Here is an 11,945-nt window from a genome sequence, read left to right as displayed (position 1 = left end):
GCTCATGAGCCAGCCTTTAACGTATTACGACGAAATGAAAAACAAGGGCTACAGCCGGCGTGACTTCATGAAATTTGCCACTATGATGGCAGCCTTCATGGGGTTGGAACGGTCTGCAGTCGGCCAAATCGCTAAGTCGATGGCCAACAAGCCCAGAATACCGGTGATATGGTTACATTTCCAGGAATGCACCTGTTGCAGCGAAAGCTTTATCCGGTCCTCCCACCCTATTGTTGCCGATATTCTCCTGGACCAGATATCGCTTGACTACACAGAAACCCTGATGGCCGCGTCCGGTTTCCAGGCAGAAGAAGCGATGCACAATACGATGACCAAATATAAAGGAGAATACATCCTTTGTGTGGAAGGTAGTGTGCCTGTAGAAGCTGATGGTGTATACTGTATGATAGGTGGTAAAACCTCCATGCAGATCCTGGAAGAAGCCGCAGCCGGCGCCAAGGCAGTGATTGCCTGGGGAAGCTGTGCCTGCAATGGTTGTGTACAGGCTGCAAAGCCGAACCCAACTGCTGCCACCCCTATTCACAAACTCGTAAAAGGGATACCTATTATTAAGGTACCTGGCTGTCCGCCAATCGGCGAGGTAATGGCAGGGGTGATCGTTCACCTCGTCACCTTTGACCGTATTCCTCAACTGGATGCTTTGGGCAGACCAAAAGCTTTCTATAGCAAACGTATTCATGACACTTGCTATCGCAGACCATTCTTCGATGCCGGATTGTACGTGGAAAGCTTTGATGACGAAAATGCAAAGAAAGGATACTGTTTATATAAGGTAGGATGTAAAGGTCCGGTTACTTACAATGCCTGTGGTGTCACGAAATGGAATGGAGGTACCAGCTTCCCTATCCAGTCAGGCCATGGATGTATAGGATGTAGTGAAGAAAACTACTGGGACAACGGACGCTTGTACGAGCGCGCTTCTGCATTTGCTGGCTTTGGTATCGAAGCCACTGCCGATGTGGTAGGCGGCATCGCCCTGGGAGCTACCGCAGCCGGAGTATTGGGACATGCCGTGATGACGAACATCCGCAAGAAAGACAACATCCATATGTTGGAAGATGAAGGCAGAAAAGATGAAAAAGAATTGGATCACTGAGAAATTCCACCATTATGAATAAAAGAATTGTCGTAGATCCTGTCACGAGGATTGAAGGACACCTTCGTATAGAAGCAGAAATAGAAAATGGGAAAATAAAAGATGCTTACAGTAGCGGTACCATGGTGCGCCTGCTGGAAGAAATACTCCGGAACCGTGATCCCCGCGATGCATGGGCTATTGTAGGCCGTGTATGCGGTGTGTGCACTTCTGTACACTCGCTCACCTCCGTAAGATCTGTAGAAGACGCTTTGAATATCACTGTCCCGCCCAACGCTGAACTGGTACGCAATATTATGTATTGCACGTCTTTTATGCATGATCACGTTGTCCATTTCTATCACCTCCATGCCATGGACTGGATTGATGTTGTGAATGCCCTCAAAGCTGATCCACAACAGACATCTGCTCTTGCGCAGAAAATATCCAAATGGCCTAAAAGCTCTCCAGGTTATTTTAGTGACTTGCAAAAGAGAATTAAAAAACTTGTAGACAGTGGCCAATTGGGTATTTTCTCCAATGGGTATTGGGGTCACCCCGCTTACAAACTACCTCCTGAAGTAAATCTGATCGGTCTGGCTCACTATCTCGAAGCACTGGAATGGCAGAAAGAAGTGGTGAAAGTACATGCCGTATTTGGTGGTAAGAACCCACACCCTAACTACCTTGTAGGTGGTATGGCCTGCGCCATCGGTATGGACGATGTAAGCGGTATCAATGCAGAACGATTGTCATTAGTGAAAAGTATTTTGGATGAAGCCAAAACGTTCATCGAACAGGTATATATTCCTGACCTGATGACCATTGCTTCTTATTATAAGGAATGGGGCAGCATCGGTGGCGGTCTGGGAAACTTTATGGTGTATGGCGATCTGCCATGGAATGGCTATCGCGATGCATCCTCTTACAAATTCCCTCCCGGTGTGATTTTAAATAAAGACCTGAGCAAACTCTATGAGGTAGACTTACGCAACGATGGCGATGTACAGGAATTCATTACACATAGCTGGTACGAATATAAAGGGGGAAAAGATATTGGGTTGCATCCATGGAAAGGAGAAAGCAAGATCAAGTACACAGGTCCTAAGCCACCGTTCGAACACCTGGATATGTCTCAGGCCTATAGCTATTTAAAAACACCCCGCTGGCAGGGACATGCTATGGAAGTGGGCCCACTGGCACGTGTGCTGGTAGGCTATGCCAGAGGTCGCGAAGAATTTAAAGATGTTGTAGACAGAGCTTTGAAAACACTGGATATTCCTGCTACTGCACTCATCTCCACTTTAGGTCGTACTGCTGCAAGAGGATTCGAAGCTTCACTGGTATCTCAGTGGGTATTGGACTTCTACTATCAACTGGTAGATAATATCAAAAAAGGAGATACCCGTATGGCGAATATGGACATGTTCAACCCGGATACCTGGCCTAAGAAAGCCATTGGTGTAGGACATGCCGAAGCACCTCGTGGTGCACTCGCACACTGGATCAATATCGAAGATAAAAAGATCTCCAACTACCAGCTTGTAGTACCTACTACCTGGAATGCATCTCCACGCGACAGTAAAGGTCAGCTCTCTGCTTATGAATCTGCATTGGTCGGTACACCGGTGGCAGATGAAAAGCAACCACTGGAAATACTGCGTACGGTGCATTCATTTGATCCATGTCTGGCATGTGCCGTGCACCTGTATGATGAACATGGTAATCATATCAACAGGGTGAGTGTATTAGAAGCATAAATGCGAACTTATGGCTAAGAAATATATCCATATACACCGGCTCAGACGTGTGTATACATGGGAATTGCCGGTACGACTGTACCATTGGCTCAATGCATTGGTAATGGTGGCGCTCATCGTCACCGGCTTTTACATTTCCAATCCGCTGGTGATCAGTAGTCACCAGGAGGCGTCGAAGCGGTTTGTAATGGGATGGATGCGAGCTATCCATTTCATTGCAGCTTATATTTTCTTCTTCAACTTTATCTTCCGTTTGTACTGGGGGTTTGTGGGTAATAAGTATGCTAACTGGAAGCAGTTTATTCCTACGGGGAAGTTCTTCTTTAAAGAGATCTGGCAGGTGTTGAAGATCGACATCTTACAACTCAAAGGAAAAGAACACCTGAGTGTGGGACACAATGCACTGGCGGGTTTTATTTACTTTTTCACCTTCATTGCTTTTGGTATTCAATCATTGACCGGGTTTGGGTTGTATGCGTCTATGAGTAACTGGTGGTTCCCTAAGTTATTTTCATGGGTACCGACTATTCTGGGTGGAGATATTATGGTAAGACAGATCCATCACTGGACTATGTGGTTCTTTATATTGTTTGTAGTGATACATGTGTACCTGGTGTTCTATCATGATTATGTGGAAGGACGTGGTGAGACGAGTAGTATGGTAGGAGGATGGAAATTTATTGAAGAAGAAGCATTTCAGAAAGATAAACAAACAGCTCCTGACAGAAGCGTGTTAACAGATGAGAAAAAGTAAGACATTATTATTAGGAGTTGGAAATTATCTCATGGGAGATGAAGGGCTCGGTGTGCATGTGGCGCAACGGTTAGAGATATCGCAGGATATTCCGGGGATTGATGTAATTGATGGTGGAACAGGTGGGTTCCATTTGCTGGAATATTTTGAGCTGTATGAAAGGGTTATTTTGGTGGATGCAACTTTGGATGGGTTGAAGCCGGGAACGATCAGGTGTATACAGCCAAAGTATGCGAGTGATTTTCCGCCGGAGATCAGTGCGCATGATATTGGGTTGAAGGATTTGGTGAGTGCGTTGCAGTTGTTGGGTACGATGCCGGAGTTGTATTTGTTCGTGGTAAGTATTGAGAGTATTCAACAACAGGGGATGGAATTGACTGAGGAGATTGAGGGGTGTATACCTTTGTTGTTGGAGGAAATAAGAAGTGTTATTTAGTAAAAAGCCGGTCAATGTTTTGACCGGCTTTTGTTTAGTTTGAACATGATCCATAGTTGAAGGACTGCGAATATTATAATACCTGACAGGTCAATTTTCACAAGATGATACCAGTAGTATTGGGGGGAGAAATCCTTTAATACTGGACCGGTTTGGGCAATTCTGATGGATTGATCATTACAATCGAAGATGCGAATATCTGTTCTGTGTTCTTTGCAGGTATAGTAGAACTTTGATCCGCTGATAGCGAATTGACTGATCTCGCATGGTATTGCCTCATCATCATTTTGTTTGTAGAGGTAGCTGCCATCCACTCCCTCCTTTATAAAATAAGGATATTGAACAGGGATGCTTCGGTATTCAGAGCCGCCTTCGTCGAAATAAAACACGATGTGTTTTAAAGAGGCAAAGAGGATCCAGATAAGGATGCCGCGTCCTATTTTGAATTTCTTTATTTCATCGTTTTGAGGTGCTTTTATTAACCAGTCCCATAGGAGGTCAGCCAGCCTGAGGGCCAGGAAGGTGAAGATAAAAGCTTCGACAATGAAAATAAAGAGCTCCTTCATAGGTGAATATTTCTATGAAATTAGGTCATTTGTACCTGGCGATGGGAATTAAAATCCTGTATCATGGTTTGAGTTCAAAAGAGCAGTTATACTGGTAGCTACAAAGTCCACCATAGATGGCGCCAGTTAACAAGAATCTTCGTTCTCTCAGCTACAAAACCGCCCCTCATCGGCGCCAGCTGAAATGAGACATCTTCCTTGCTGCCGCAGGCCAATTTCAATCTACTTATTCTCTAATTTCGCTTTTAACTCCGCTACTTCCTGTTGTAATTTCACATTTGCCTTGTGCTCCTCTATCAGGTACAAGGTTAGTTCTTCAATCTTTTGCATTTGTAATTTCTGCATTTCGGCTACATCCAGTCCTTTTTCTGAAATTTCTTTCTCTGAGGGAATTTCAGGTAATCTGTGATTTGCCTGGATATGGGCTTCAACTTCTGCTAATGAAGGTAGTTTATAACCAGGATTGAATACATAGTCTGCCCAACCAGATTGCGTAATTTGTAGTTTCTTAGCACCAATGGTACCTGCTACTGCGAGTTTAAAGTTTCCCGTTATTGTAGTACCGATCAGCAGATTTCCATTCTTATCCAACCGCATCTGTTCTGTTCCATCATTTGTCAAAAAAGTGAGATATCCCCCTATCGTATTACTACCTTTATTAAAGATAATCCCACTATTCAAAAATGCAGCGTATTTACTAATCAAACCAAACATTGGTATGTTAGTCCCCGAAGCACTATATGATTTCACACCAAGATAAGTACCATCTGCCACCGTATTGCCGGGAGCTAACCGCCCTAGTACCGAAGTCACCGTATCAGGTAACGTTGTCGCCACATCAAGCGAGGCCCTTGGATTCAGGGTACCTACTCCAAATTTGCCTGCACCCGTAGCAGTAATACTATCCGGCAGGTACACCGTACCGGCATAGTTATTCCTGTAACTGATAGTCGTCACCGTACTTGCGTCCGTTATCAACGCAGAGTCAACAACCGTCCAGTTGGAAAAATTTGCCGCGGTCTCTTCATTCAGACCTTTTGCAAAAGCCCGTACATGGAAACGCAAATAATAACTCTTGTAATCCAGGAATATTGAAATTTTCCCATTCTCGTTTGCCAACGTAATGGGAGGATTGGACCCACCAGCCGTTGCAACAGAACTCTTATAAAAGATGTTATTGAAAACGTACCAGGTTAGCGTCAGATTCAAAGGGGAACTAGTTGCGTAATCAAATCCCTCTATAATTACCGTTGGCATAGCAGAGCTGTTTGCAAAGGGAATATTCGTTTTAATCTTTGCCCCATAAGTGGGTGTCTGGTTAATAGAAAAGGAACAAATGTCATTATAATATTGCGCATGCACTGGCAATACTAAAGAACATGTAAGGGATAAAATCAGTAAAATTGATTTCATAATAGAAAATTAAAAAAATTAAATCTGAATATTGGGTTTACACTCACTTATACAAATATGGGATAATTCCAATGTAGTGCAGTTCTTAAAGTTAACTACTCACTACAGTAATCACCACAAAGTTATTAATAAAGTGTAAATCGCAAAGTACAAATTTCAATGCCTTGCAAATTCCCCGAACAAAACATATCTTAGTCAAGTGCTGTAAATGACACTAACCCAATTCCACGACTTACCTATCATTCTACATAATGAAAACGCTTTCTATTCCAGAAGTACTCTTGTTTCCAAACAAAAACCCGTTCCATCATGAAAACACATTACCTAATTCCTCTGGTAATCCTGCTATCCGTACTTTCTGCACAGGCACAACGAAAACCGCCCCGTGTAGCTGGCAGCCCATTCACATTATCTGCCGTACCCGATAGCCTCTTCGTCACCTCAGAGAACATGTCTACCTCTGAAAAGGTCGCCCTACAAACCCTGCAAGGCGTCATTGCCCAGACGAAACCTGAAATACTGAGAGACACCTATGGTCACCGTACCCTGGTAGAAAACGCCGGTATTAAAACCAATACCACTTACTACAACAACTTCGCCGGTCTGCTGGCCCACTATGCCAACCGCCTGGCCGGTTACATCCTTTGTAACCCAAAGGACAAATCTACGAATGCAGCCATCTCACTGGCCGGTGTGATGAATGCTGTCGCGATCCCAACCGACATCGAATCTGAAGCCATCAATGCTGGCCTCACAAAACTACTGGATGTGACCACCCACGACGAAGCCTGGGTACTTGCCAATTATGGTAGTCTCTTCAACAAGAACGTCGCTACTTACCAGCAAAGTTCTGATGACAGGGTCTACTACATGGGCGACTTTTCCAGTTACAGCAAAGCCTTTCAGTTCTGGTCTGATACCGTTACCGGTGCGCTGGCCAGCAATGTGTACAACCGTATGAACAAAGGCGCTGCCTACTTTGGCTGGGGGCCATCTGAGTACAATACCGTAGAGCAATTGTCCCTCCATTCTGCTTTGATACTCCCTTCAGACTGGGCGCCGAATATGTCTGCCCTCTCCCAGATCCCACCTAAAAAAGATGGCTTTCAACAAAAGCCGGCTATCAAACCATACGAGGTAGTACCAAATGTACACACCGTATGCTTTGTTATTACTGATGGCGATAACCTGCAATGGTTACTCGGCACTTCGGACAATACGAACAACTGGGCAAACCCTAACCGTGGCCACGTGAACCTCGGCTGGACCATCTCCCCCTCTTTGTCTGAAGCCGCACCGCTTATGTACGAGAAGTATGTAGATAACTGTCTCACCACGCCTGATGGTCGTAATGTGCTCATTGCCGGTCCTTCTGGCAGAGGTTACTTTTTCCCCGGTCGTGTGCCGGATGCCGACCTCACTACAGAGTGTAACCTGCTCAATAAATACATGAAACAGGCGGACCTCCGTATCGTGAACATCATCGATGCAGATGACAGTGATAACGATCCTACTCCTTACCTGAAGCAGGATAATATCGATGCACTTTTTTACTATAGCTACGGCGCCAACTACACAGGCAGAGCCGGACAAATAGACTGGTACAAAGATAAACCGTCTATCGGTGGCAGATATACCCTGTGGGGCACCTTGTCCTCTCCCGCTTCGCTGGCCAATACCCTCAATGCAGCATCCACGAATATCAACTCACAGGATGGCTATAGCCTGATCTCTGTACACGTATGGGATAGAAGTGTAGATGATGTCATTGATTGTATCAACCGGCTGAACAGTAATGTACGTGTAGTAGCTCCTGATGAATTCGTGTGGCTCATCCGCAAGAATATCAAAGGATTGAATGTTGGACAAGGAAATGGATTGCGTGCGGACTTCTACAGCGGTTATCACCAGGATACGCTCAGGTATAGGCTTTTTAACCAAAACATAGATGCTGACTGGGCGAATCTTTCTCCCAACAATCAATACCTGGGATATAATAATTTCTCTGTAAAATGGTCTGGACAAATTCAACCTTTGTATTCTGAAACGTATACCTTCTCCTGTTATTCCGATGATGGAGTGAAGCTCATTGTAAATGGACAAACCCTCATCAACGATTACGAAACACAGGGTGCTTATACCCGCACTGGCACTATTGCGCTCACAGCGGGTCAGAAATACAATATTGAATTGCAATATGGAGAAGGTGTTGGTGATGCCTTCTGTCATCTCTCCTGGGAAAGCGCTTCACAGTCTAAACAGATCGTTCCGGCCGCGCAATTATTCAGCAGACCTGATACCAGCTCAGGACCGGTTACCTTGTACCAGGACCTGAATTACGCGGGCTTCCATGCAGGGTTTAATATCGGTGCGTATAAATTATCCGGTCTGAAGTTAAAGGGGATCAACAATGACGAAGTCACTTCTGTAAAGATTGCCAAAGGTTACCAGGCAGTGCTCTATTGGAATGACGAATTTGGTGGAGACAGTCTTGTGCTGACCCGTGATACAGCTTTCCTGAACAGCTGGGATGATAAACTCAGTTCATTACGGGTACGTGCTAACGGTGACCCTAACCTGGCAGGTTCTTATACTTTAAGAAACGTAAAAAGCAACTACTACATGGATGTACGTGGTGGTCTTGGTGGCACAGGCAATGGTGCGAGTCTGCAATTATGGACACCTACCGGAGCGGCGAACCAGACTTTTACTTTCAAACATATGGGTGATGGTATCTACTCCCTCACTGCGTATCACAGCGCCAAAGTACTGGATGTGGCAAATTCCAGCACGGCAGACAATGCATACATCTGGCAATATACAGATCAACATGCCACGAATCAGCAATTCATTGCGATCGCTGCAGATAGTGGGTATTACAAATTCATCAATGTATTAAGTGGAAAAGTGATCTCCATTGAAAATGAAAGTACTGCTGCGGAAGCAAGATTGGTGCAAAGAGCAGATACCGGCCAGTTGTCATCCAGGTGGCAATTGTACCAAGGTGCCACTGTAGGTAATGGCAATGGCCTCACAGGTAACTATTACAATGGTATGAACTTCGATACCCTGAAAATATCCCGGATTGATCCGAATATTAATTTCGACTGGGGTGAAGGGGCACCTGCTCCCGGACTTACAATCGACCACACCTCTATTCGCTGGACGGGTAAGATCGAGCCACGTTACACGGGTACATATACTTTCTATATCACCAGTGATAATGGCAGACGTTTGTGGATCAATAACCAGCTGGTGATTGACAAATGGATTAATGACTGGGATATTGAATATAGTGGCACGATTGCGTTGACGGCTGGTCAGCAGTACGATTTTAAGATGGAATACTTTGAAGACTATGGCGGTGCAAATGCAAAGCTGTCATGGTCAAGTAGCTCACAGGTAAAAGAGATTATTCCAACCAATCAGTTGTATACAACCGGTTTGACTAGTACAGCACGCGTAGCTGCGCTACAACTGGCAACTACGCCTACGAAGGTGCTCATTTATCCAAATCCTACATCTAATGATGTTCACCTGCAATTTAATGCGGCACAGGCCAAGGTGACGATCTTTGATTTACTGGGCAGACAGGTGATGCCGGCAAGACTGGTGCAATCAGGAGAAACGTTGAATATATCTGCATTACCGAAGGGTGCTTATATGATAACCATTGATGCAAATGGTACACGAACGACAAAAACGATTGTGAAGAAATAGTTATGAAAAAGGGGGGTGTATCACAAGTCAGATACACCCTCTTTTAATTCGGAGACCTGATGGGGCCAGATTCTATTTTATCCGTTTCTCAGGCGTTTCTTTTATTTATGATACACCTTCTTTTTTTCCAAAAAATGACTTCTCAACAAAGCTACCAACTAAAATACACCTGACATTTGTATAAAAAAAACAATGCAACAGTTACTCGTCACCGGTGGCACAGGATTCGTAGCAAGTCACTGTATCAGGCCAATGGAGAAAGGTTCCTGGCATTAGCAGGTGGCACTATGAGTCTGCTGCAGATAGCCCAGTATATAAAAAATAAAATGCCTGCTGTGGGAGTTAAAATATCTACAAAACCATTGGCTGACTGGAAAGTAAAACTCGCTGCGCTTTTGGGTAATCAAAAGGCAAAAGCAATAGCGCCGTTATTGGGAGTCAACCGCAATGCCAGCAATCAAAAGGCGATAAAGGTTTTAGGCTGGGCTCCACGGAGTAATGAAACTGCTGTGTTAGCAGCGGCAGAAAGCCTGATTAAATATAGTGCAATTCAGTAAATTTGGTCATGCTCATGAAAATCGATCAGATCAGGTCCTGCTACATTGGTCCTCATATTTCACCGGAAGCATTTATTGCAGAACATATTTTTATTTATTTACTGAAGGGAAAGATGGAAGGATATGATGGGCATAAAAGCTATACGCTATTGCCCGGACAGTATTGTATTGTCCGCAGGAATCATCTCGCGAGGTATAATAAGTTATGCTTTCAAGAAGTTATTTGGGTTTCCACCTACGCAATTGAGGAAGTGATCACTTCCTCAATTCTTTTAGTTTCTCCACCGCATTATTATTCTGCGGATTCAGCACCAATGATTTTTCATAATATTCGATCGCCTTTTCTTTGTTGCCCTGGTTCATATATGCTTCTGCCAGACTATCCCACGCATTGTAAGAATCCGGATGGTCGGTAGTAGCTTTTGCAAACACGCCGATGGCGTTCGTATAATCCTTTTTGTTTAAAAAATAATAGCCGATGGTATTGAGATGGTCTTCATCGATTTTGCTATCAATGAGCGCCTTTCCAGCACCGTCTTTTTGAATAGTCTGTATTAAAGTTAGCGCAGTAGGCTCGAATTTTCCATACGCAACAAATTTATTGATATCCAGTTGCTGCGGTCCAAATACAACCTCCAATACATCGGGTACGATAGATAAGCCGTTGGCACTATTGGTTAAAAATACGATGCCATCCTTTTTACTGATATCTCCACAAAAGAAGGCCCTTGAATCGCCCTGATCCCCCCAATGCCAGCAATACCGTGTCGCGGCAACACTATCCAGTCCTACACCTAATCCCCAGCTGAGTTGAGGAGCCTTTGCGGTATCTACATGAATCTGTGTCTGAAACATGCCTTTGGGTGTATTCAGTATAGCAGCCAGGAAGGTAGCGTAGTCCTTTGCGGTGGTACGCAGACTGGCAGCAGCATTAATATTGGTATAATCAGGTAGCCAGGTGGGGTTTCCCATCCAGTCATGTCTTCTGGCATATGATTTAATAGTAGGGAGATAGGTAAGATGGCTATGTTTCATCCCTAATGGGAGGAAGACCCTTTTATTGATCAATTGTTCGTAGGGCATTCCTGTGATCTTTTCCATGACTATGGCGAGGTATACGAACCCTTCTCCTGAATAGCTAAAGTGATCGCCGGGGGTAAAATTGATCGGCAGGGATGAATCTTTATTGGGGCGCCAGTTAGGCAAACCGGCGCTATGTGACAACACCCTGCGGGCGGTGATCTTGTGGATACGGGGGTCGTTTCCGATATCGTAGTTATTACCCAGGTATTCATTGAGCGGTTTGTCAGGATTAAGTTTCCCTTCGGAAATGAGTTGCATGGCGGCATAGGCAGTCACGACTTTTGTAAGTGAGGCTGCTTCAAACAGGGTACTGTCTGTTACAGGGGAATGGGTAGTTTCGTCGGCGGTACCGAAATGTTGCACCCAGGTTACCTTGCCGTGATAGATATAGGCAGCCGACAGGCCGGGAATATGATCACGGTGCATTAACAGGGGTAATTGCTCCTGCAAACCGGTAGTTTGGGCAGAAATAGTTGCTGCGATATAGATACAGCCAGCAAGGGTTAAATATAGTTTTTTCATCATGGTAGCTAAAAATATCCTTTTTTCTTTGAAAATAG

General features: G+C 44.6%; 9 protein-coding genes. 6 read left to right on the top strand and 3 right to left on the bottom strand.

The genetic code is table 11. From position 1 onward, the window contains the following. Window positions 1-4 precede the first annotated feature (4 nt). The 4 genes from BW716_RS23165 to BW716_RS23150 are packed head-to-tail and all read left to right on the top strand — an operon-like array spanning window position 5 to window position 4,046. Window positions 5-1,117: a hydrogenase small subunit gene (locus BW716_RS23165; RefSeq protein WP_143708986.1), complete on the top strand. Its 1,113-nt coding sequence runs from the start codon at window positions 5-7 to the stop codon at window positions 1,115-1,117. Window positions 1,118-1,131: 14 nt separating this feature from the next. Further along, complete coding sequence (locus BW716_RS23160; protein ID WP_083726483.1) at window positions 1,132-2,856, top strand: nickel-dependent hydrogenase large subunit; 1,725 nt, start codon at window positions 1,132-1,134, stop codon at window positions 2,854-2,856. A 10-nt stretch (window positions 2,857-2,866) separates the two neighbouring features. Beyond that, the gene (gene cybH / locus BW716_RS23155) at window positions 2,867-3,610 is read left to right on the top strand and encodes a Ni/Fe-hydrogenase, b-type cytochrome subunit (protein ID WP_083726481.1); all 744 of its coding nucleotides are present in this window, start codon (window positions 2,867-2,869) and stop codon (window positions 3,608-3,610) included. Beyond that, window positions 3,597-4,046 carry a hydrogenase maturation protease gene (locus BW716_RS23150; RefSeq protein WP_083726479.1) on the top strand — a complete coding sequence of 150 codons (450 nt, stop codon included), beginning with the start codon at window positions 3,597-3,599 and terminating at the stop codon, window positions 4,044-4,046. Before cybH ends, BW716_RS23150 begins: the two co-directional genes overlap by 14 nt. An 11-nt stretch (window positions 4,047-4,057) precedes the next feature. Here the strand turns inward: BW716_RS23150 and BW716_RS23145 are convergent, their stop codons facing one another. Together BW716_RS23145 and BW716_RS23140 are read right to left on the bottom strand one after the other, a co-directional pair. After that, window positions 4,058-4,612: a hypothetical protein gene (locus BW716_RS23145; protein WP_083726477.1), complete on the bottom strand. Its 555-nt coding sequence runs from the start codon at window positions 4,610-4,612 to the stop codon at window positions 4,058-4,060. Window positions 4,613-4,834: 222 nt separating this feature from the next. Further along, window positions 4,835-6,025, bottom strand: a complete 1,191-nt coding sequence (locus tag BW716_RS23140) for a hypothetical protein (RefSeq protein ID WP_083726475.1) — start codon at window positions 6,023-6,025, stop codon at window positions 4,835-4,837. Window positions 6,026-6,334: 309 nt separating this feature from the next. Between BW716_RS23140 and BW716_RS23135 the strand changes: the two genes are divergently transcribed. Next, window positions 6,335-9,745, top strand: a complete 3,411-nt coding sequence (locus tag BW716_RS23135; protein WP_083726473.1) for a PA14 domain-containing protein — start codon at window positions 6,335-6,337, stop codon at window positions 9,743-9,745. Window positions 9,746-9,921: 176 nt separating this feature from the next. Next, the gene (locus BW716_RS23130) at window positions 9,922-10,302 is read left to right on the top strand and encodes a hypothetical protein (RefSeq protein ID WP_083726471.1); all 381 of its coding nucleotides are present in this window, start codon (window positions 9,922-9,924) and stop codon (window positions 10,300-10,302) included. A 255-nt stretch (window positions 10,303-10,557) separates the two neighbouring features. Here BW716_RS23130 and BW716_RS23125 read toward each other — a convergent pair. Continuing rightward, window positions 10,558-11,945: serine hydrolase (locus BW716_RS23125; RefSeq protein WP_083726469.1), on the bottom strand; the 1,388-nt coding region annotated here is incomplete at its 5' end.

This window comes from [Flexibacter] sp. ATCC 35208, assembly GCF_001975825.1.
In the GTDB taxonomy this organism is placed as follows: Bacteria; Bacteroidota; Bacteroidia; order Chitinophagales; family Chitinophagaceae; genus Chitinophaga.
Note: the sequence above shows the minus strand (reverse complement) of the source record. Positions and strands in the feature narration are given on the sequence as shown.